The 22126-nt window shown below is 45.6% G+C and carries 17 protein-coding genes and 2 tRNA genes; 15 read left to right on the top strand and 4 right to left on the bottom strand.

The annotated features are described in order from the left end of the window. The first annotated feature begins 23 nt into the window (after positions 1–23). The 8 genes from P2A85_RS16935 (at position 24) to mutT (ending at position 8046) form a co-directional block, all read left to right on the top strand. Entirely contained in the window at positions 24–1433 is a 1410-nt protein-coding gene (locus P2A85_RS16935) for a protein kinase (protein ID WP_377474022.1), read from the top strand. Then, entirely contained in the window at positions 1414–2286 is an 873-nt protein-coding gene (locus tag P2A85_RS16930) for a protein kinase (RefSeq protein WP_377474021.1), read from the top strand. The genes P2A85_RS16935 and P2A85_RS16930 overlap by 20 nt, the downstream gene beginning before the upstream one ends. 134 nt (positions 2287–2420) lie before the next feature. Then, on the top strand, positions 2421–4556 hold the full coding sequence (locus tag P2A85_RS16925; RefSeq protein ID WP_377474019.1) for a protein kinase: 2136 nt from the start codon (positions 2421–2423) through the stop codon (positions 4554–4556). A 107-nt stretch (positions 4557–4663) separates the two neighbouring features. Next, a tRNA-Leu gene (locus P2A85_RS16920) sits at positions 4664–4745 on the top strand. 73 nt (positions 4746–4818) lie between these two features. Further along, entirely contained in the window at positions 4819–5595 is a 777-nt protein-coding gene (locus P2A85_RS16915; protein ID WP_377474017.1) for a TrmH family RNA methyltransferase, read from the top strand. 381 nt (positions 5596–5976) lie between these two features. After that, positions 5977–6936 carry an RNA polymerase sigma factor, RpoD/SigA family gene (locus P2A85_RS16910; RefSeq protein ID WP_377474015.1) on the top strand — a complete coding sequence of 320 codons (960 nt, stop codon included), beginning with the start codon at positions 5977–5979 and terminating at the stop codon, positions 6934–6936. Between the two features lie 219 nt (positions 6937–7155). Further along, positions 7156–7497 carry a DUF760 domain-containing protein gene (locus P2A85_RS16905; RefSeq protein WP_377474013.1) on the top strand — a complete coding sequence of 114 codons (342 nt, stop codon included), beginning with the start codon at positions 7156–7158 and terminating at the stop codon, positions 7495–7497. A 132-nt stretch (positions 7498–7629) separates the two neighbouring features. Then, on the top strand, positions 7630–8046 hold the full coding sequence (gene mutT / locus P2A85_RS16900) for an 8-oxo-dGTP diphosphatase MutT (RefSeq protein ID WP_377474011.1): 417 nt from the start codon (positions 7630–7632) through the stop codon (positions 8044–8046). 24 nt (positions 8047–8070) lie between these two features. On the opposite strand, the gene P2A85_RS16895 is transcribed toward mutT, so the two are convergent. After that, complete coding sequence (locus P2A85_RS16895; protein WP_377474009.1) at positions 8071–9309, bottom strand: histidine kinase; 1239 nt, start codon at positions 9307–9309, stop codon at positions 8071–8073. An 88-nt stretch (positions 9310–9397) separates the two neighbouring features. Here P2A85_RS16895 and P2A85_RS16890 point away from each other — a divergent pair, with 88 nt between their 5' ends. The 3 genes from P2A85_RS16890 (at position 9398) to P2A85_RS16880 (ending at position 13929) form a co-directional block, all read left to right on the top strand. Then, on the top strand, positions 9398–11086 hold the full coding sequence (locus P2A85_RS16890; RefSeq protein WP_377474007.1) for a DUF2079 domain-containing protein: 1689 nt from the start codon (positions 9398–9400) through the stop codon (positions 11084–11086). Between the two features lie 275 nt (positions 11087–11361). Further along, a complete protein-coding gene (locus tag P2A85_RS16885; RefSeq protein WP_377474005.1) occupies positions 11362–12549 on the top strand; it encodes a glycosyltransferase family 4 protein in 1188 nt (395 codons plus the stop codon). Between the two features lie 135 nt (positions 12550–12684). Then, complete coding sequence (locus tag P2A85_RS16880) at positions 12685–13929, top strand: MFS transporter (protein ID WP_377474003.1); 1245 nt, start codon at positions 12685–12687, stop codon at positions 13927–13929. Positions 13930–13998: 69 nt separating this feature from the next. Here P2A85_RS16880 and P2A85_RS16875 read toward each other — a convergent pair. Then, a tRNA-Arg gene (locus tag P2A85_RS16875) sits at positions 13999–14072 on the bottom strand. A gap of 78 nt (positions 14073–14150) precedes the next feature. Here P2A85_RS16875 and moaC point away from each other — a divergent pair. From moaC to P2A85_RS16855, 4 genes are all read left to right on the top strand, one after another. Continuing rightward, the gene (gene moaC, locus P2A85_RS16870; RefSeq protein WP_340518464.1) at positions 14151–14672 is read left to right on the top strand and encodes a cyclic pyranopterin monophosphate synthase MoaC; all 522 of its coding nucleotides are present in this window, start codon (positions 14151–14153) and stop codon (positions 14670–14672) included. An 88-nt stretch (positions 14673–14760) separates the two neighbouring features. Then, positions 14761–15018: a 2TM domain-containing protein gene (locus P2A85_RS16865; RefSeq protein ID WP_340518461.1), complete on the top strand. Its 258-nt coding sequence runs from the start codon at positions 14761–14763 to the stop codon at positions 15016–15018. A gap of 64 nt (positions 15019–15082) precedes the next feature. Continuing rightward, the gene (locus P2A85_RS16860; RefSeq protein WP_377474001.1) at positions 15083–15388 is read left to right on the top strand and encodes a DUF3181 family protein; all 306 of its coding nucleotides are present in this window, start codon (positions 15083–15085) and stop codon (positions 15386–15388) included. 196 nt (positions 15389–15584) lie between these two features. Next, positions 15585–16721 (top strand): flagellar assembly protein H, encoded by a 1137-nt coding sequence (locus P2A85_RS16855; RefSeq protein WP_377473999.1) that lies wholly within the window; start codon positions 15585–15587, stop codon positions 16719–16721. Positions 16722–16812: 91 nt separating this feature from the next. Here P2A85_RS16855 and P2A85_RS16850 read toward each other — a convergent pair whose 3' ends face one another. Then, positions 16813–17568 carry a calcium-binding protein gene (locus P2A85_RS16850; protein WP_377473997.1) on the bottom strand — a complete coding sequence of 252 codons (756 nt, stop codon included), beginning with the start codon at positions 17566–17568 and terminating at the stop codon, positions 16813–16815. A gap of 98 nt (positions 17569–17666) precedes the next feature. Then, entirely contained in the window at positions 17667–22106 is a 4440-nt protein-coding gene (locus P2A85_RS16845) for a DUF4347 domain-containing protein (protein WP_377473996.1), read from the bottom strand. Between the last annotated feature and the right edge of the window lie 20 nt (positions 22107–22126).

Genomic DNA, 22126 nt, shown 5'->3' with positions numbered 1-22126 from the left:
ATCAATCGGAGTAGATATTAGTCATGTCAATCATCTGTCCCTATTGTGCTACAGAAAATCATGAAAATGCCCTAGCTTGTATGAGTTGCGGTGCTCCTTTTTCCGTGCAAACATCTGGCTATTACTTATCTGCTGGCAGTTCCCTCCAGCAAGGAAAGTATAAAATTGAAACCTTAATTGGCGAAGGTGGATTTGGCATTACCTACAGAGGTATTGACCTAGTAAATTCTCGGACTGTCGCCATCAAAGAAAACTGGCCAGAAAAAGCTAGCCGACAGGGAACCACAGTAGTTTGGCCCCACACTGTTACCCCGAAAATCAAAGACTGGCAACTCAAGAAAGTAGCAACAGAAGCTCAATATTTATCTCAGTGTCAGCACCCAAACATTGTCAGAGTCTACGATTATTTTCAAGAAAACAGTACCGCCTATGTGGTGATGGATTTCATTACAGGTAAACCCCTTTCTAAAATCCTGGAAGAAGAGGGGCCGCTGCCCGTACAACGAGTCAAACGTTACTTACTGCAACTATTAGCAGCCCTCACAATCGTTCACGGGGCAAAATTGCTGCATCGAGATATAAAACCAGAGAATATTCTGATAGATGGCCAAGACAGAGCAATTCTAATTGATTTTGGTGCAACAAAAGAATTCATTGCGGGACAAACTCGACAAATGAGCATCACCCTAACGCGGGGATACGCACCGCTAGAACAATATAGCTACAAGGCGAAGCGATGGCCTGCTACAGACATTTATGCGTTGTGCGCTTCCATGTATGAATTGCTAACAGGTCAACTTCCCCCAGAAGCAACAGAAAGGATTCAATCAGACACCCTCACTCCACCGGGACAATTAATCCCCGGTATCGATCCTGTATTAGATCGAGTGATTGTTACTGGCATGAAAATGCGAGTAGAAGAAAGGTGGCAAACAGCAGTGGAAATCATTGACCTTCTGACAAAAAATTCCACAGTCAAGCTAACTAACAACTCTATTACTTGTCCTGCTTGCATAACAGAAAACTCCGAAAGTGCATCGTTTTGTACTGCCTGTGGCTCTTCTCTCACTTCTGCTAGTACCATCAGTTCATCTTCCGATCATCTGCCTGCTGGCACATTACTCAAACAAGGCCACTACCAGATTGAAAAGACTTTGGGAGAAGGCGGATTTGGCATTACTTATAAAGCTACTGATTTGACAAGTTCAGTGAATGTAGCCATCAAAGAACTTTGGCCATACAAAGCAATTAGACAGGGGACTAGCATTAGTTGGCCAGATGCTATCACTTTGCAGTCTAAACAGCAACAACTTTCTAATTTTCAGATTGAGGCTCATTATTTGTCAAAATGCGTTCACCCTAATATTGCTAAAGTCTACGACTGGTTTGAAGAGCAATACTGCTTATATCGTGATGGAATTGATTTCGGGTAAGTCACTCTACCAGATTTTACAAGACGATCAACCTTTATTAGAAGAAAGGGTTAAACGCTATATGATTCAAATCGCAGAAGGCTTAAAAGTTGTTCACTCCCATAATCTGTTACACAGAGGTATTAAACCCGACAATATTCTCATTGACGATCGCGATCGGGCAGTTTTGATTGATTTTGGTGAAGCCAGAGAGTTTATACCAGGTATAACCTCCAAAATGGATGTAACTTTAACCCCCGGATATGCTCCCCTAGAACAATACAGCTACAACGCAAAGCGATGGCCTGCTACAGACATCTATGCTCTCTGTGCCTCAATGTATGAATTATTAACCGGTCAACTTCCTGCAGGAGCAACAGATAGAATACCCTCAGAAACCCTAGTTCCCCCTCGCCAATTACGCCCCGACCTCAGCCCTTTCATTGAACAAATCATTTTAACAGGAATGAGAATGAAGGTAGAGGAGAGATTTCAAACAGCCGATGAACTGATTAAAGTTTTGAGAGGAAGCAGTGTCACACCCAAACTAATTCCTCTCAAATCTGTTGGTTTCATCAGGGAAATTTTCTTAGATAAAAACAGATTAGTGGTAGGGAGAAGTGAACCGGGAGGGGAATTACCAGACATCGATTTAGATAGTTTTCCAGATGCCAACACAGTATCGCGCCCCCACGCTGGAATTTATCAAGAAGCCGGAGAGTGGAAAGTCACAGATTTAGGTTCAGCTAATGGAACTTTCATCAAACGCGCCGGACAATCTAGGTTTGGCAACAGAATTACTGCCCCTGAGATTTTAAATTCAGGGGATGAGATTGCCTTTGGCAAAGTTCGCTTTCGATTTGAGAACATTTAAAAAACGACTTACGCATGGCCGCCCAGAAACCGGGTTTTTTAGGAAAATATTTCGTTGCAGCCAACAAATTCGTTAAAAAACCCGGTTTCTTTAGTCGCGACCAGGATTGTAAAATTTGAACTGAGGTAACTAAAATGTCTATTACTTGTCCCGCTTGCATGACAGAAAACTCGGATAATGCGTTGTTTTGTACTGTTTGTGGCTTTGGGCTCACTCCTGCTGGCAGCACCACCGGTTCATCTTCCTATCATTTGCCTACTGGTGCATTACTCAAACAAGGTCGTTACAAAATAGAAAAAACCTTGGGAGAAGGTGGATTTGGGATTACTTATAAAGGTACTGATTCAACAAACTCAATGGGTGTTGCCATCAAAGAACTGTGGCCGGAAAAAGCGATCAGACAGGGAACAAGCATTACGTGGCCGAATTCTATTACTCCCCAGGAGCGACATCAGCAAATCAGTAAATTTAAGATTGAATCTGAGTATTTAAACAAATGCGTGCATCCTAATATTGCTAAAGTTTATGACTGGTTTGAAGAGAATAACACTGCCTATCTAGTGATGGAATTTATTCCTGGGAAGTCTTTGCACCAGATATTGCAAAATGAAGGTTTATTAGCAGAAGAGCGGGTTAAGCGCTATTTTATTTCTGTGGCTGCCGCTTTAAAAGTTGTTCATTCTAATAACTTACTACATCGGGATATTAAACCTGATAATATTCTTATTGACCAGCAGGATAGACCTGTGTTAATTGATTTTGGTGCAACTAAAGACTTTATTGCCGGTCAGCCGAAAACCATGACTGTTATCTTAACACCTGGATATGCACCTATTGAACAGTATGGCAAAAAGAATAAGCGTCTGCCCGCAACAGACTTTTATGCCTTGTGTGCTTCAATGTATGAATTATTAACTGGAGAAATACCAGCCGCCGCTACTGACAGAGTACCATCAGAAACTCTCACTACCCCTCGAAAATTACGCTCAGATTTAAGCCCTTTAATTGAACAAGTAATTTTAACCGGCATGAGAATGAAGGTAGAGGAGAGATTTCAAACGGCTGATGAACTCATTGATGCACTCAAAGGTAATTTTGTCACGCCTCTGCACAGAAAATCCCTGGATTTTGTCAAGCAAGGAAACTTAGCAGAAGCTGTTGAAGCTTACGAAAAATGTTTAACTACTGAGCCTAATAATGGTGAAGCAGCGGTAGAATTATCCCTGGTTTTGATTCACCTCAATCACTCTCAAACAGAAGTTGCTGCACAGAGAGCGATTCAATTGAAACCGAATGATGGCAGGGGCTATGGAGTGCTGGGTTTGATTAATTGCCGCAAATCAAATTGGCCAGAAGCGGTTAGACAATTGCAGCAAGCGGCAAATCTTTTGTCTCATGAGAGTTGGGTACAAGCTAATCTAGCTTGGGCTTTGGGCAAAACTGGAAATTGGCAACAGGCAGAAAGTGCGATCGATCGCGCCATTCAAATCGAGACTAAAGGTGATTTAGAGCCGAAAATTAAAATGACGCTTGCCTCACCTTTTGTACTAGGATTGAAAGGGTGGATTGCTGTGAATCAAAAAGACTGGAAACTAACTATCAGTCATGCTACACCAGCTATTACTAAGTCGAAGCAGTCTAATTTTCAGGGCGATCGCGAATTGTTGCGCTGGGCATATCCTTGTCTAATTATCGCCTTAGATAAAGCAGTAATTACTCAACAAGCGCGAGATATAGAGCGACGCACCCAAGAGTTTATTACTCAGGTTCCTGACAGCAGTTTTGCCTGGGGTTTTATAGGCTGGAAACAAGCTTTGCAGGGGCTATGGACTGATGCTATTCCTAATTTTGAAAAAGCGGCGCGCTACCCACAAGCCGCTGCTTGGGTATTGAAAAACTTAGGCATTGCTCGCGAACAAGTCCAAAATATTCCTGGTGCTATCCAAGCTTATGAAGCTTACAATCAGAAATTTCCACCCCATGCTTTTATCCAATTTCGTTTAGGTACATTGTTGGGGCGGCAGGGACAGTGGCGGCCAGCGCAGTCTTATTTGGAAAAAGCCGTTCAGCTACAACCGGATTATGCTGAGGCTCATCATAATTTAGCTTGGGTTTTGTTTAATCTTAAAGATAGAAAAGGTCAAATTGAGAATTTGCGGGGGATGCGATCGGCTTATCGGACAAGTTTTGAACTCTACAGCCAACAACAAAAATTTGCTTTAGCTCAGGGCATTAAACAAGCTTTTCAAGTAATCGACGTTGAGATGTAGTGCTATTAAGGGCTATATCGCCATCCTTCTAGACACCAAAAAAGAATTTTCCTCTAAACACTTGACAAAGTGACGCATATACCATACATTAGTAAATCGTGGTTGATGCGGAACTGGCGGAATTGGTAGACGCGCATGATTCAGGTTCATGTGGTGCAAGCCTTCCGGGTTCAAGTCCCGGGTTCCGCATTCTCAAGGCAGGCAGTAGTTTGGGGTGATGCCGAGGCAGGCAATAACCCCATCCACTCTGCTAAATTAAACAATGCTGACAAGTATTCAAAATCCCCTAGTCAAGGAAATCCGCAAGCTCCATAGCTCGAAGGGACGCAGGGAACAACAATTATTTTTACTGGAAGGGACTCATCTGCTGGAGGAAGCTTGTGGGGTGAATTACCCCCTGGCTACGGTTTGCAGCACTCCTGAGTGGGTTGAGCAACATGGGAAATTGTGGGAGCAGGCTTGTAGTTTGGCCGATCGCACAGAGTTAGTCAATAGGAAGGTGTTGGAGTCGATCGCCACTACAGTCCAACCCGATGGTATAGTCGCCACCGCACGTCGCACCGCTACTCCACCAGCAGAATTCTCCACTTTGGGGATAGCTTTAGAAACCATTCAAGATCCTGGTAACTTGGGGGCGATCGTCCGCACGGCTGCGGCTGCTAATGCTGACGGTTTGTTACTGAGTGCAGATAGTGCGGATCTGGATCATCCCAAGGTGCTGCGAGCTTCCGCAGGAGCCTGGTTTAAACTACCCATGACAGTTAGTCCCGATTTAATGGCGGAAGTTTCTCGATCTAAAAATCGAGGGATGCAAATTTTAGCCACAGTCCCTGATGCGACTTTAACTTATTGGGAAGTAGATTTGCGGTTGCCGACTCTGATCGTTTTGGGGAATGAAGGCTCTGGTTTGTCGGGCCAATTGAGGAATTTGGCCGATCGACAAATCCAAATTCCTTTGAGTCGGGGCGTAGAATCCTTGAATGTGTCGATCGCCTCCGCCCTGATTTTGTACGAAGCTCAAAGACAAAGAAGTTATTAGTGATTGGTTGTTGGTCAACACTCTCAACCGTCATCAGTCCACAAATTCTGCCATTTTGTACACTTTGATGCAATTTTTCAGCTAGGAAAGCGGATACTCTCCTAGCATTGCAACTCATGCTCAGAGAAAATAAATGTAAAGAAATATAGCCAACCACTCTCAGAAATGTTAAGATTCTTAACATAAGTAGCATTGTTAACCCCCCAAGCAAAACCCAACCTGAGACGGGGGCGACAGGGAGTAGCAGCTAGCTACCATAAAACGAAGCCTGTTTAAATGCAAGGAAAGCGCAAGTCCCCGCCCGCTTTCCGTACCAGAAGAAGCTAGGGGTTTGCCACACAGCAAACCTTTAGAGGCACTGATCCTCAGCGGGAAAAGCTCATGAAAACTCTTAAGTCCTCAGATACAGATTCTGTTCGCGCTTACTTGCGAGAAATTGGCCGCGTTCCCCTGTTGACCCATGAGCAAGAAATACTCTATGGGAAACAGGTACAGCGATCGACTGCACTGAATCAGGAGAAATATATTCTCGCCGAAGAGTTAGGCCGCGACCCAACGACGGCCGAATGGGCACAGGCAGTTGGGCTGTCTGAGGCACAGTTGCAGCGGACGATCGAACACGGGGAAAGAGCCAAGCGGCAAATGGTGGAAGCCAATCTGCGGCTGGTGGTGTCGGTTGCTAAAAAATATATCAAGCGCAACGTAGACTTACTGGATCTAATTCAGGAAGGCACTATTGGAATGCAGCGAGGAGTCGAAAAATTTGACCCCACTAAGGGTTATAGATTTTCTACTTATGCCTATTGGTGGATTCGTCAGGCGATTACGCGGGCGATCGCCGAAAAAGGCCGCACCATCCGCTTACCAATCCACATCACCGAAAAGCTCAACAAAATTAAAAAAGCCCAACGCCAACTTGCTCAACAGCTAGGCCGGGCTGCAACTGCTGCGGAGTTGTCCCAGGAGTTAGATTTAACTCCCAAGCAAATTCGGGAATATCTCGAACGAGCTCGTTTGCCACTTTCCCTAGATTTGCGCGTGGGAGATAATCAAGATACTGAGTTGGGCGATTTGTTGGAAGATACTGGTACTTCCCCGGAAGATTTTGCTCTGCAATCTTCCCTGCGGACGGATTTGGATCATCTGATGGCAGAATTGACTCCCCAACAGCGAGAAGTGCTGGCCTTGCGATTTGGCTTGGAAGATGGGCAAACTCTCACCTTGGCAAAAATAGGCGATCGGCTTAACATCAGCCGGGAACGAGTGCGGCAAATAGAACGGGAAGCTTTGACTAAACTCCGCAAACGAAAGCAAGATATCAACGATTATCTAGCCAGCTAGGTAGATTGGGAACTGGCGATCGGTTTAGACTTTCGCCATCCCCAATCTAACATCGTAAAAACCGTCTCCTTGAATTCGGTTGTACCCACTTCGTTACGATCGCCGTCCTGCTACATTAGTAATTACTTGGTAAGAAAGATAAGCAGCCAGTAAATAAGGTTATTGAAATTAACCGGGCTGTCTGTAAAATCAACAACTGTCTCTGAAACGGAGGTTCTCGTGAGTAATTCATCTAACAAATCCCCAGAATTTTTTGAAGAAGACGGAGAAAATTCTAATTTACTGTGGCAATACGTGCAGTCCATGGCTCCAGACACCGTTTCTCAGTTGTCTAAGCCAAATTCTCACGAAGTTTTTCAAGTAATGGAGCGAAATATTGTCGGACTCTTGGGCAATTTACCTTCGGAACACTTCGGGGTGACAGTCACTACCAGTCGCGAGCATTTGGGTAGATTGTTGGCTTCGGCGATGATTAGCGGTTATTTTCTCAAGAATGCCGAACAACGAATGACTTTTGAAAAGTCTATGCAAGCTAGTGAAATAAACGGTTCTGATGATTAAATTGTTAACAGTTAAATAGTCGAATACAATAGCCCCCCATCACCAGATGGGGGGCTATTGTTAGTTGTTAGTTGTTATTTTTTACAAATAACAAATAACAAATAACAAATAACCATTAACCATTAAATTCATATGTCTCTTTCTTCTTTACCTCACAAAGTCATCGGCGTTGCTGTCATCTGGAACGAACAAGGAAAAATTTTGATTGACAAAAGACGCCCACTTGGACTACACGGCGGTTTTTGGGAGTTTCCCGGCGGTAAAATAGAGCCTGGGGAAACCATGGAAGCTTGTATTGAACGGGAAATTATGGAGGAGTTGGGGATCGTCATCGCAGTTGGTGCGAGCTTGATGACGATCGAACACGACTACACTAATTTTACAGTGACGCTTTGCGTACACAACTGCCGCTACCTCAGCGGTGAACCGCAAACCCTCGAATGTGATGAAATTCGCTGGGTGACACTAGAGGAGATTGACCAATTTACTTTCCCCAAAGCCAACGAACAAATTATTGCTGTTCTGCGTAAAAATTATGGCGTTAACTGATAACTAATAACTGTTAACTAACTTTTATTTTTGAACTGGCAAAGTAAAGTGAAAACAACTGCCTTTGTCGGGTACTGAATCTACCCAAATTTGACCGTAGTGGGCGCGGATGATGCCCTGACAAAGAGACAGTCCAATCCCATAACCATCTTGTGATTTGTCTCGCTGCAAGCGGAAGCTGTCTTCAAAAATGCTTTCGCAATTTTCTTCAGGAATTCCCGGCCCGCTGTTACCAATGCTGACTTGGACTTTGTAAGCAGTGCGGTGGAGCATGGAAATAGTCACAGTTCCTTGCTCTGGGGTATACTTGCTGGCGTTGTCGAGGAGGTTGGCTATCACTTGTTTGATGCGATCGGGATCTGCATAAACCAAGGGCAAATCTGGGGGAATGTCTGTCTCCAAGTTGAGACTTTTAGCTTGAAATTTGTCTTGAAACTGAAGCAGTACATCTTGACAAATTTTCCCCAGTTCGATTTTTTTTGGTGCCATGTGCAGTTGGGCGTTGGTACCCCTAGCTGCTTGCAGGATATCTGTAATCATGCGATCGACAATCCGAATTTGCCGCCGAGCTTGTTTCATCAAATGATTCGCCAGAGTCGGTGTCAAACGTGATGTTTCCCCCTTTTTCACCTTCTGATGTGACTCCAAAGTTTCCAAAGCCAAAGAAGCAGCCGTCAAAGGATTGCGAAGATCGTGGGCGAGCATGGCAATAATGCGGTCTTTCAACTGCAACTGTTCTTGCAGGTGTTCTGTTTCCTGTTTGAGGCGAAAAACTTCATCAGAAAGTTGCACCAGTTCCAAGGCGCAAGCAACCGAATAAATCGGTTTTGGCTCTGCCCCAGTGTCAGCCGGAGATGTCGGAGACTCTTGCTCAGTGGTGTATTCTTCTACAGACAACAACCAACGGGGCCACCAGTGTTCCAATTGGGCGCTCAAATTGCTGCCGGTGAGGGTTTGTCGCGGAGTGGGATGGATTTTGAGCAGGGAAGGAGTGGCTAGGACTTTAAAGTGTTCCGCCAAATCAGGCTGTTCCCCGACGTCGATGATTTGAAGTTCAAAGTCCCACTCTGCCTTCAAATCTGTTAGGGATTTGCGGATGTGTCTGGTTTGTTCCTTGGAAGATGGACGCTTGTCTACAAACAGCAGAAGCTGTAGCACCGATTCGGAAGTGGCAGACTGTTCACGAGAAGAGTCTGTGTCACTTGTGCCGATGGTCGGAGGAACGCTATGGATCTTTTTAATCGGGTGAAAATAATTGACCATTGCCGAGCCGAGTTATTTCACTTCTACTTTAATTTAATACCTCCTTTAGATTTATGCTAATCTCCGATAATTTGATGAGGGCGGATGGATGATATTTTTGAGTGGCAAGCAAAATTCGTCGCTGCATGAGGTGATGAAGGTGGCGGCGGGGTTTTTTGTGCTGTGCTTATTACTGACGCTGCACCGCTACTACAGCTTTTATGCCACTTACGACCAAGGCATTTTTAATCAACTGTTTTGGAATGGTAGTCACGGTCGCTTGTTTGAGAGTTCTCTCTCTTCGGCTTTGTCTACTAACGTGGTTCACCAAAATCAGCTCCCTGAAGTATTTTACTACCGGTTAGGGCAGCACTTCACTCCGGCGCTGATGCTGTGGCTGCCAATTTACTCTCTGTTTCCCTCTCCTGTGACTTTGACGGTGTTGCAGGTGACTTTGATTACGGCGGCTGGTTTAGTGCTCTACCCTCTTGCCAGACACTATCTAGAGCGCCGGCTATCGGCGGCCATTGTGGTCAGCTATTACTGTGCTAATGCGGTAATTGGCCCGACTTTGGGGAATTTTCACGATGTTTGCCAAATTCCGCTTTATGTTTTTACCTTGCTGCTGGCGATGGAAAAGCGCTGGTGGCCGCTGTTTGGGATTTTGGCAACTTTAATTTTGGCCGTGCGGGAAGATGGGGGTGTGGTGTTATTTGGGGTGGGAGTTTACTTGATTTTGAGTCGGCGCTACCCTCGGACTGGCTTGGCTGTCTGCGTTCTGAGTTTTGGTTACATGATTTTGTTGACTAATGCGATTATGCCCTTATTTTCTGCTGATATCTCCCAGCGGTTTATGATAGAACGCTTCGGTCAATATGCCGATGGAGAAGAAGCTTCGACTCTCGATATTATTTGGGGAATGGTGAGCAATCCTTGGCGGTTGGTTGAACAATTATTTACGCCGTTTTTTGGTAAAATCAAATACCTGCTTGGTCAGTGGTTGCCCTTAGCTTTGGTTCCTGCTTTCGCACCCGCTTCTTGGACGATCGCTGGATTCCCCCTGCTGAAGCTATTTTTAGCTAAAGGAGAGTCGGTATTGGCGATCAATATTCGCTATGCGATGACGGTGGTGCCTGGGCTGTTTTATGGGACTATCCTCTGGTGGGCTAGTCGCCAACAGGAAGAAGATAAAATTAGAAGGGGAGAACAAACCATCTTGCGTTTTCCTTCTGCGGTGTTGCCTTTCCCTTCCTCTGCAAAATTTCGCCGATTTTGGGCGTTTTGTATCTCTTTGTCACTATTTTTCACCTTCACCTCTAACCCAAATCGGACTTTTTCGTTTATTTTGCCCGATGCGATCGCTCCTTGGGTGCAGGTTCCTTTGTTCAGACAGTGGCAACACGTTTTTGAGGTGCGCCCTCTGTTGGCTCAAATTCCTGCGGATGCTAGTGTGTCAGCCACTAACACGATTGTGCCGATTTTGTCAAGCCGTCGAGAAATTCTTAGGTTTCCGATGTTGGAATTGCGGAATGATGCCAGGGAGATAGTGAAGATGGAATATGCGATCGCGGATATGTGGCAGTTACAACAGTATGAGGCAGCATTTCGCGCGGAACGGGGACAGTTGCAGGCGATCGTCCCTCAAATCGATCGAATGTCCAACTCTGGAGAGTACGGCATTATTGGCTTTGAAGACGGCACGATTTTGATGCAAAAGGGTGCTGCTTCTAACTCTGCATCGGCGACGGCTTGGGCTAGTTTTCGTCGCCAATTGGAGCCGATTTTGAACAAAAAGTAGGCACGGACTGGCGATCGCCATGGCTGTGTCTGTGGCAAAAATCTTGAATCAACCTGTATTTGAGTCCTGGACCCATAAATACCAAATAAACCTGGTTTTTCACGAGCATTAAAGGCTTAAAAGCAGTATTTCCCTAAAAAACCAGGTTTCTGAGTCCAGGATGATTGTTCCGGTCATGGAGGTGGCGATCGACTAACAAATCAAAGCTTAAAATTATACAAGAAAGTTGTCAACAATAAACATTAAGATCTATAAAGTATGCGGAGGGAAGAGAAATGAAAATTTTGGTATTGGCGTGGGAGTTTCCTCCCAGAATCGTAGGTGGCATCGCCCGCCACGTATCCGAATTGTATCCAGAATTGGTGAAGCTGGGCCACTCCATTCACTTAATTACTGTAGAGTTCGGCAACGCGCCGATGTATGAAGTTGTTGAAGGAATACAGGTACATCGGGTGGTGGTGGGACACGCCCGCGACTTTTTCCACTGGGTAGCCAACCTGAACCAAAGCATGGGCCATCAAGGTGGCAAACTGATGCTAGAAGAAGGGCGTTTCGATCTGATTCACGCTCACGATTGGCTAGTGGGAGATGCCGCGATCGCCCTCAAGCATACTTTTAAAGTACCCCTAATTGCCACCATCCACGCCACCGAATACGGACGCTTCAACGGTCTCCACAATGACGGACAGCGCTACATCAACGCCAAAGAAAATAGCCTCGCTTACAATGCTTGGCGGGTAATTGTGTGCAGCGATTATATGCGGCGAGAAGCCGAACGGGTACTATCTACCCCATGGAACAAAATAGAAGTAATTTATAACGGAATTAGGTCAGAAAAAAAGCCACGCTTGCACGAATTCGATGCCAGAGATTTTCGGCGAAAATTTGCAGCAGATGATGAAAAAATTGTCTATTATGTGGGCAGAATCAGCTACGAAAAGGGCATAGCTGTATTTTTGAGTGCTGCACCAAAAGTAATTTGGGAAATGGGGGGAAAGACCAAGATTATAATTGTGGGTGGTGGCAATACTGACCATCTCAAAGATCTGGCTTGGAACTTAGGAATTTGGAATAAATGTTATTTTACTGGCTTCATGTTTGAAGACGACCTCGATAAATTTCAAACGGTGGCTGACTGTGCTGTTTTTCCTAGTCTTTACGAACCTTTTGGGATTGTAGCTTTAGAAAGTTTTGCAGCCAGAGTACCTGTGGTAGTTTCTGATGCCGGTGGACTTCCCGAAGTGGTACAACACACGAAAACCGGCGTTGTTACTCAGGCAAATAATTCTGATTCTTTAGCCTGGGGGATTTTGGAGGTGTTGAAAAATCCGGGTTATGGACAGTGGTTAGTTGATAATGCTTACTCAGACTTGGAACGCCGATTTAGCTGGCCGAAGTTGGCCATGGAAACTGAGTGGGTTTATCAACGGGTGATGGCAGAAAGAACCGAGGTTGATTGGTAAGAATGTTGAGAGTTGACGGTGAGTCAAATATTAACTTTTTTAGTTGCAGATGTTAAAAACTTGTAACACAATGTATAGATACACTCGACCTTAGCTTGAGTGGACTTGGAATATTGATTTCACGGAATTAGCATCTTGAATATTTTTAGGGATATCGAACCTCAGCCCAGACGCAATTTGCTGACTTTATTCACCACAGGCTTGGTCTTCTGGTCGAGTTTAGCCTCACTTTTGCCAACTTTGCCCCTGTACGTCCAATCTGTAGGCGGTACAAAACAGCAAATTGGGTTTGTCATGGGTGCATTTGCGATCGGGCTTTTGTTTTCCAGACCGCAATTAGGTAAAATGGCTGATAGCAGAGGCAGAAAACAAGTTTTACTCTTAGGTACTTTGGTAGCTGCGACAGCCCCTCTGTGCTACCTCTTGGCTAAATCTATTCCTTTACTGTTATGTATCCGCGCTTTTCATGGGATTAGTATCGCAGCTTTTACCACGGCTTACAGTGCTTTGGTAACAGATTTGTCGCCACCAGGAAAGCGGGGTGAATTAATTGGTTACATGAGTTTAGTCAGTCCGATTGGGATGGCATTTGGCCCGGCGATGGGCGGATTTTTGCAAGCATGGGTGGGGTATACTCCTTTGTTTTTAATGTCTGCATCTTTCGCTACAATGGCGGTTATTTGTACTTTTCAAATTACGGAACCTAGTTGGGGAGATTTAGCAAAGCCAAATTTATTATCTGAGGATAAATCCCCAAAAAATTATTGGCAAATGCTGTGGAATCCTCGCGTTCGGATTCCCGCTTTAGTCTTATTGTTGGTAGGTTTGGTTTTCGGAACTTTAAGCACTTTTATGCCTTTGTTTGTGCAAGAAACTAAGGCTAATTTTAATCCGGGATTGTTTTACTCTACGGCAGCCATTGCTAGTTTTGGTATGCGATTAGTCACGGGAAGGGCTTCCGATAAATACGGACGGGGCTTGTTTATTTCTGGTGGCTTAATCTGTTACTGCTTTTCTATGTTTTTGTTGTATTCTGCTAACAATAGCAGTGCTTTTTTAATGGCAGCTTTGGTGGAAGGTTGTGCTGGTGGTACTGTTTTACCGATGATGGTAACGCTGATGTCTGACAGGTGCGAACCTCAAGAAAGGGGCCGATTGTTTTCGCTTTGTATTGGGGGGTTTGATTTGGGAATCGCGATCGCAGGGCCGAGTTTAGGTTTTGTGGCTGAACAAGTTGGCTATAGAAATATGTTTGGTTTTGCGGCTGGACTTGCTTGTTTGGCTTTGGTGATTTTTGTTACTCAGTGTAGCAAGAATTTGTCTCATTCGGTCAGGTTTGCGATCGGTCGAGGCAAAGATGTTTATGCTTTGAATGGTTGAATGAAGAAATTAAAAAAGTTATGAGTTTTGAATCCTGATTTGGAATCCAAAACTCATAACTTTTGATGATGGGCTTGGAGGGATTCGAACCCCCGACCTCATGGTTCGTAGCCATGCACTCTATCCAACTAAGCTACAAGCCCCTGTTAAGTCCAGATTTAATCTAAGATTGATTAAGTTCTTTTCCCACAGAATCTAACATTAACACCATTTTCAAAATAATGCAAGACCTTTCGCCAACTTTTTCTAAATTGCCCGATCGCGCACAGCTAACTCACCTTAATAATAGCGGTGAAGCCCAAATGGTGGACGTTTCAGCTAAGGTGGCAACAGCCCGTCAAGCGGTGGCGGCTGCGAGGGTGCGGATGTTACCGGAGACTTTCGCGGCGATTGAAGCTGGGAATGCACCCAAGGGTGATGTGTTGGGTACTGCAAGGTTGGCCGGAATTATGGCGGCGAAGCAGACGGCGAATTTGATTCCTCTATGTCATCCTCTGCCGCTGAGTAGTGTGGAGGTGGTGGTGATACCGGATGCTGAGTTGCCGGGGTATGAAATTCGGGCTACGGTGAAAATTAAGGCGGAAACTGGGGTGGAAATGGAGGCGCTGACGGCGGTTTCGGTGGCGGCGCTGACTTTGTATGATATGGCGAAAGGTTTAGAAAAGTCGATCGTCATTGAATCTATTCGACTTGTGAGTAAAACTGGTGGCAAATCTGGCGATTATCAGAATTTAGAGGCATGAATTTTCTGTCGGGAGAGGGATGCAGCATTCAAAATGCTGCATTTATGCTTAAAATAGGCACAGAACTACTAACATAAAGTGAAAAACTATGCCTCCTCGTTGGCCCCGTAAACCCGATCGCCAAGACCCAGAATACCGTCGTTTAGATGACCGGATGAATTTTGCGATTCATGTAGGTCTTTTTTCGGCTTTAAATTCTGGTTTGTGGTTTGTTCACAATTTACAGAAGGCTGATTGGCCTTGGGCGGTTTCGGTAACGGGTGGGTGGGCACTGTTAGTCTTAGCCCACGGAATTTACATTTTTGCGATCGCCGATTATTCGCCCCTAACCAAGGATTCTGGTTGAAGGGAGTTGTCGGCGATTTGTTAACTGTTGTGAATGATAACAAATTAAGTTTTTGGTTTTTAATATGGCTAATACTACGACAAGGGCGATCGATTCTTTAGCAGCCGAAATCGGCGAAAATGTCTATATTGACATTGCTAAGTGGCATTTATATCTGAAAGATGCCCACCTCGATAAGGTGGTTGCTGAACAACTTTATTCTTTGCTGGAAGATGGCAATTTAGATGCCAACAGAGTTGCACAAGTTTTGCAAAGTATTCCCGTTAAGTTAGGTGCTGGTAAGCGGGAAGTGCCGTTAGCTGATTTGATTCCGATGCAGTGTCAAGTTCAGTTAATGGATGTTTTGGAGGAATTTCAGCGGAAGATGTGATATCAATTCTGGTGCAACCGGAATGATATAGAGGAGACGGCAGTGCCGTCTCCTCATGTCGGGTAATATTAATTTCGATGCTATCGAAATTGATGTGATTTAAGTGCGATCGCTCTTTTTTACTAAAGGGCGATCGTCATTTTTTTATGTCGCGCAAGTATGCTAGGATAAGTTTATAAAATAAATTTTAATTTATATGACGCGATTTATTCACGATCGCTTTGCCAAAGAATTCCTGGAAGAACTGCTGTCCCCCATCGGCACGGTTAATATCGGTCGTGATGTGACTTCGGAAGTCCGAGAAATCGATGTTTATTTCATTCCAGGTGTCGAAATTCCTGAATACTCAATCAGTCTGGGATTGTTGGGAAAAATGGCTGGTACAACAGCAATTTTTGAGCCGTTTCGCAATCCCGTAACCATCAAGGAAGTATGGAGCTGTATGAGTAAGTTATGGGGTTTGCAAAATGAATTAGAACGACAGGCGAGAAGAGAAAATACTCGATTCAATGACGGGAAGTTACCAAAACTATGGATTTTGACACCCACGGCATCAAAATCACTGCTAGAAGGTTTTGGTGGGGTAGAAAATCTGGAAAATTGGATGGAGGGAATCTATGTTTTCTCGGAGCACTGGCGAGGGGCAATTGTAGTCATCCACCAGTTACCAGAAATCCCACAAACCCTGTGGTTGAGGATTTTGGGGAAAGGGAAAGTACAGCAAAGGGCGATCGGGCAATTAAGCGCTTTAGCAACGGACGATCCATTGCGGATGATTGCGCTAGAATTATTGTATCGTCTACAGTCACATTTAGTAGTCGAAAACCAACAGGAACCTGAACCAGAAGAGCGGGAGTTAATTATGGCGATCGCACCACTTTTTCAACAACAAATACAAGCCGCAGAGCAAAAAGCTAGAGAAGAAGGACTCGAACGAGGACTTGAACGAGGGCTAGAACGAGGGCTAGAACGAGGGCTAGAACAAGGTAGACAAGCACAACAACGCTTAATCTTAGAAAATTTTCTGCAAGTTAGATTTGGAGAATTAAGCCAAAGAATGACAGTGTTTTTATCTCCAATATCCAAGTTGTCTGCTGCGGATTTTACGGTGCTGCTGCTAGCAATTTCAATGCTGACAGTTGATGAAGCAGGGCGGGAACAAGCGGTAAGATTATTGGCAGAAAAAGTCTTGACAATGCGCCAAAATGAATTGGGTGACATTATGTCTACAGCCCTTACCAATTTGCTAGCATTGCCCATGACAGAATTGACATTGTTGGTAGAACAAATGCCGCAGTTATCGGCTGCTGAATTGAGGGAAAGGTTAGGGTGAATTCCTGAATGAAGACTGTTTGAGTATCCATAAAGTGCGATCGCCCTTTGTTATCTTTTTTGATCGAAAGGGCGATCGCACTTTTCATTTATTACAAGAAAGAGCTACTCTTGAGAGCCGTTGGATTCAGATTATAAACCACTCCCAAGTAATCATTCCCCGATTTAATCGCCGTTGAAGCTACAGCAGTTACACCATCTAAGATGACATTAACTGACTCAAAGGTTAGTTGACTGAAAGTGGCACCAATCAACTGGATTTTATCGCCCGAAGTTAAGTCAGTAATTAGATCGGCTTGAGATAGGTCAGTAGCCGTATCTTGCAATACAAAGATATCATTTCCGGCGCCACCTGTGAGGATATCAAAACCGGAATCGCCATTCAGGATATCATTACCCGCGCCACCGGATAAGATATCATCTTGCTTACCACCGCGCAGGGTATCATTACCATCGCCACCAGTGAGACTATCATTGTCATTATTTCCAGTTAAAAAGTCGTTATCAATACCGCCATCGATCGAGTCGGAACCTTTGCCGCCAAATAGTTGATCGTCACCACCTAAGCCTATCAAATAATCTTCTCCTTGATTACCAAAATAGGTATTTGGTAATTCTGAACCTGTTAAGGAGTCGTTACCAGAAAGAGCAAATATGGTTAAACCTAATGCTTCTGGTGGGATGCTAGTATCTATGCCATCTGTTAGTAAGTAAACATCACCTAATAGGGTATTTTCTGGTAAACCCGATCGCACATTACTTGATACCGATGGTTTTGGTATAGCGATCGCTATTTTTACATCTGTTGGCGTTGGCGTTGGCGTTGGCGTTGGTGTCGGTATTACCAATGGAATTGGTATCGGCTTCGGTGTTACAGGTGTTGGTGTTACAGGCGTTGGTGTTACAGGTGTTGGTGTTACGGGTGTTGGTGTTACAGGTGTTGGTGTTACAGGTGTTGGTTTACAGGTGTTGGTGTTACAGGTGTTGGTGTCAGTATGACTGGGGTATTAGCAGCAGTCAAAATTTGTTGATCTAACGCAGTACCCGTGTTTTCTGCAACTAGAGAATCAAGGGTTTTTTGACCGGCACCAAATGCCTTAAAGTCTTGAGTTGTTTCACCTAAAGCAACTTTTTGAATGACTGCTACTTGTTTTTGCAGTTGTGTAGGATCAGTATTAGTTGCGATCGCCTCTACAATACGTTGATTAGATGCTGCTATTACCTGCGCTATGGCGGGTGCGGCCACTAATACCTCTTGGGTGTTAAAATTAGGATCGATCGCCTTCACCTGATCTGCTACCTTTTCCACTAAGGCCGCCACTTGTTCAGATTTGGTTAAATCTAATGATACTCCCGTTTGGACGACATCTGCGATCGCACTCACTATTTGCTTAACAGCATCACCCACAGAAATATTACTTGCGCCTTCAATTAATCCCGCAGTTTGAGTGATCAAGTTTTGGGTTTCAGTCATCGCGCTTAATACCGATTTACCACCGGGTTGTTCGCCTTTAGTCGCCGCGATCGGATCGACATAATTAATCGCGATATCGTTAGGAATACCAAAAGTGCTAGTGACTTTGGCATTAGCTTCATCAACAGTTAAACCGCGATCGACCATTTCCGCCAAGATAGTAGTCAGTAAAGTAATTACTTGTCCATCTGGTGTCGCTTTTAGCGGAGTTTCTAGGGGTAAACCCGTACCGATATCGACCCCGCCAAAAGCGACTAAATTACCTTCACTCGGATCGAGTTTGCCATTACTATTAGTGTCAAAAGTGCTAAAAGCAACATCAAAAGCAAATGCGCCTTTACTGTCAGTTATCCCTTTGGGTTCGTTCGGATCGATGACACCATTTTTGTTAGCATCAAAGAAGACATTAGCACCGGCAATATAGTCGTCAATGACAAAACCTGTGCAGTTCCAGCCTACAAGATTCAATAACTCACTGACACTCTTTCCATTATTATCAGTACCTTTCACTTCTACCCATTGGGGTAAAGATAAATTACTTCCTGGTACTTGACTGAGAGTGCGAGTAATGGGGTCAAATTTTAGGGAAGCATTAGGTCCGTCAAATATTTCTGGAATAGTAGTTACGGAAGCATTGTCTGTTTTCCGCTTGTATTGACCCCCATTTCCGCCTTGCGTCCAGATATAATCTTGTCCATAGTCAACAGAATTATTGTCTAGGGCGGTGACAGTATAGGTAATAGTATCGCCTGGATTTGGATCGATAAATGTGTCAGGCGCAAACTTAAAAGTGGTATTGCTAGAAAATCCACTAGCAGCACTTTGAGTCCATACTGGGTTATAGACGATCGGCGCTTGATTGTTAAGAGTTGGTGTAGGCGTTGGAGTTGGAGTTGTTGGCGTTGGAGTTGGCGTTGGCGTTGTTGGTGTTGGCTCTACAGGCGTTGGCGTTGGCGTTACGGGTGTTGGCGTTGGCGTTGGAGTTGGCGTTACGGGTGTTGGTGTTGGTGTTACGGGTGTTGGCTCTACAGGCGTTGGCGTTACGGGTGTTGGCGTTACGGGTGTTGGCTCTACAGGCGTTGGCGTTACGGGTGTTGGCGTTGGCGTTACGGGTGTTGGCGTTGGTGTTGGCGTTGGCGTTGGCGTTACGGGCGTTGGTGTTGGCGTTACGGGTGTTGGCGTTGGCGTTACGGGTGTTGGCGTTGGTGTTGGTGTTGGCGTTGGTGTTGGCGTTGGTACGGGCGTGGGTACGGGCGTGGGTGCAGGAATATTAACCACAATATTCCCTAAACTGCCAGCAGCCACAAAATTCCCTAATGTATTCTTAACTTCAGTACCTTGTAAATCTACTGTGTAAGTCCCATTATCCGTATTATCCCAAGTTCCACCAGGCGACGTAAATGAATAAGTTACAAGACGCGGTGTACCATTACTATTATTATCAACACTGACTTTTGTGACGGGAATATTGCCATTAATTTTGATATCGCGATCATCAATTGTAGTAACATCAATTCCCGTATTATCAGTATAATTTACGAACAATTGTTGAACTGTGTCGCCTGCTGTAGTAATATTACCAACTTGCGTTAAACCAGCAGTTGGTAACGTAACATCATAAGTCCGTGTGAGTTGAATCGCAGCGGTATTGTTATTACCCGCAGCATCAGTTGCTTTAGCGGCTGGAATATCAACTGTGACATTACCACTAGCAGTGGGAGTGACATCAAAAGTGTAAGTTTTGGCATCAACTGCGACCAAGTTACCGACAGTAGCATTGGCTACGGTGATATCAGTATTATCAAACCCTGTGACATCTTCATTAAAGGTAGCAGTGACGCTAAATAAACCGTTAACTGTTGCTGCTGAAGTTGATGTTAAAGTAACAGTTGGTGCAACGGTATCAATAACTATGGCTTTGCTACCGCCGAGGGAGTTAGCTGAGGCTAAGGCGGGAAGAGTTAAATCGGCATTCGTCGCCAAATTATCTTGAATTGTGCCGCCGTTAAGGGTGAGGGCAGTTGTGGCAAGGTATTCTAAGTCAGCAGAGGTGTCTCCTGCTTGCACTACATAGTTGAAAGTGAGTGCAGTACCGCCGCTACCACTGGTATATGTGGCAAATTTGTCAGTTGTACCGGTTTCTAATTGCAGTTGAGGTGTGCCAGTGACGGTGACAGCAGCATCGAAGGTGACGGTGATGGCGATGGTAGAACCTACACCGTAGCTGCCGTCAGGGGTGGTGGCAGTGACAGCAGTAACTTTGGGGATAGTACCATTGAGATTGAGGAGGATGGAAGCGGTGTTGCTGCCGTAGTTCGCCACAGCTAAGTCAGGCTTCCCGTCGCCGTTGATGTCGCCGATGCTGACGGATTGGGGCTGAGTGCCAGTAGGTAAGTCAACTTTGGGGGCGAAAGTGGGGGTAGCGGCGTTGGTAGCGGTAGTGTTGAATAGGATGGAGGCTGTACTGTCGCTCATATTTGCCACAGCTAAGTCAGGTTTGCCGTCGCCGTTGATGTCTCCGATGCTGACGGAGCGGGGGCTACTGCCAGTAGCTAAGTCAACTTTAGTGGCGAAGGTGGGGGTGGTGGCTCCTGTGGCGGTAGTGTTCAGCAGGATGGAGGCGGTGCTGCTGTTGTAGTTCGCCACAGCTAAGTCGGGTTTCCCGTCGCCGTTGATGTCGCCGATGCTGACGGAGCGGGGGCTAGTGCCAGTAGGGAAGTCAACATTGGTGGCGAAAGTGGGGGTGGTGGCTCCTGTGGCGGTGGTGTTGAGCAGGATGGAGGCGCTGAAGTTGTCGTTTGCCGTTGCTAAGTCAGGTTTCCCGTCGCCGTTGATGTCGGCGATGCTGACAGATTTGGGGAAACTGCCAGTTGGGAAGTCAACTTTGGGGGCGAAGGTGGGGGTGGTTGCTCCGGTGGCCGTGGTGTTGAGCAGGATGGAGGCGGTGCTGCCGTAGTTCGCCACAGCTAAGTCAGGTTTCCCGTCGCCGTTGATGTCGCCGATGCTGACGGAGAAGGGGCCACTGCCAGTAGTGAAGTCAACATTGGTGGCGAAGGTGGGGGTGGTGGCTCCGGTGGCTGTGGTGTTGAGCAGGATAGAGGTGGTGCTGCTGCCGAAGTTCGCCGTTGCTAAGTCAGGTTTGCCATCGCCGTTGATGTCGCCGATGCTGACGGAGCGGGGGAAAGTGCCGGTAGGTAAGTCAACTTTAGGGTTGAAGGTGGGGGTGGTGGCTCCTGTAGCGGTAGTGTTCAGCAGGATGGAGGCGGTGCTGCTGTTGAGGTTCGCCGTTGCTAAGTCAGGTTTGCCGTCGCCGTTGATGTCGCCGATGCGGACGGATTCGGGGGTACCGCCAGTTGTGAAGTCAACTTTGGGGGCGAAGCCTAGCACGCCCCTGTAGGTTTTGAGGGCATTGGCGTTAAATGGTACTGTTGCTTCTATCGGACCTGTTTTTACTTCTAAGTTCCAGTCTCCTCCTAATTCGGCACTGCCGGTGAGGGTGGCTGAGGCGGCGATGTCTGCACCTGTGATTTCACTTAGTCGCTTGAGGAAATTTTGACCGATTTCTCCTGCGGCTACTTCGCATCCATATAATAGGATGTCGGCGTTTTGGGTGAGGGCATTTCCCCACTGTTTGATTTGGGGGCTGAAATTTTCTAGGTTATTGCTATTTAGTTCTGTTGCGCCTAAGTGCAGGTTGCCGGGGCTGCCGTGGGAGATGATGTGTAGGGATTCGATGCCTGTATGCTGAGCTAGGATTGTGGTGATTTGCTCTATGGCATTAGGCTGGCTTTTGAGGATGTAGGTGGCAGTGCCTGGTTTGATGCCGCTTGCTATGTGGTGGCTATCAGGTATTGTGGGGTCAATGATGATGATTGAATTGGGATTTTTGCTAGAGCAAAAATCCCAATTCAAATTTTTTTTTTTGGGGTGCG

It is taken from the genome of Microcoleus anatoxicus, from assembly GCF_042465725.1.
GTDB lineage: Bacteria > Cyanobacteriota > Cyanobacteriia > Cyanobacteriales > Microcoleaceae > Microcoleus > Microcoleus anatoxicus.
This window is presented reverse-complemented; position numbering and strand designations above follow the sequence as displayed.

Excerpts from the sequence above, each read along its gene's own strand:
- P2A85_RS16935 (WP_377474022.1), top strand. The coding sequence starts at position 24 with ATGTCAATCATCTGTCCCTATTGTGCTACAGAAAATCATGAAAATGCC.
- P2A85_RS16930 (WP_377474021.1), top strand. The coding sequence starts at position 1,414 with ATGGAATTGATTTCGGGTAAGTCACTCTACCAGATTTTACAAGACGAT.
- P2A85_RS16925 (WP_377474019.1), top strand. The coding sequence starts at position 2,421 with ATGTCTATTACTTGTCCCGCTTGCATGACAGAAAACTCGGATAATGCG.
- P2A85_RS16915 (WP_377474017.1), top strand. The coding sequence starts at position 4,819 with ATGCTGACAAGTATTCAAAATCCCCTAGTCAAGGAAATCCGCAAGCTC.
- P2A85_RS16910 (WP_377474015.1), top strand. The coding sequence starts at position 5,977 with ATGAAAACTCTTAAGTCCTCAGATACAGATTCTGTTCGCGCTTACTTG.
- mutT (WP_377474011.1), top strand. The coding sequence starts at position 7,630 with ATGTCTCTTTCTTCTTTACCTCACAAAGTCATCGGCGTTGCTGTCATC.
- P2A85_RS16895 (WP_377474009.1), bottom strand. The coding sequence starts at position 9,309 with ATGGTCAATTATTTTCACCCGATTAAAAAGATCCATAGCGTTCCTCCG.
- P2A85_RS16890 (WP_377474007.1), top strand. The coding sequence starts at position 9,398 with ATGATATTTTTGAGTGGCAAGCAAAATTCGTCGCTGCATGAGGTGATG.
- P2A85_RS16885 (WP_377474005.1), top strand. The coding sequence starts at position 11,362 with ATGAAAATTTTGGTATTGGCGTGGGAGTTTCCTCCCAGAATCGTAGGT.
- moaC (WP_340518464.1), top strand. The coding sequence starts at position 14,151 with ATGCAAGACCTTTCGCCAACTTTTTCTAAATTGCCCGATCGCGCACAG.
- P2A85_RS16865 (WP_340518461.1), top strand. The coding sequence starts at position 14,761 with ATGCCTCCTCGTTGGCCCCGTAAACCCGATCGCCAAGACCCAGAATAC.
- P2A85_RS16860 (WP_377474001.1), top strand. The coding sequence starts at position 15,083 with ATGGCTAATACTACGACAAGGGCGATCGATTCTTTAGCAGCCGAAATC.
- P2A85_RS16855 (WP_377473999.1), top strand. The coding sequence starts at position 15,585 with ATGACGCGATTTATTCACGATCGCTTTGCCAAAGAATTCCTGGAAGAA.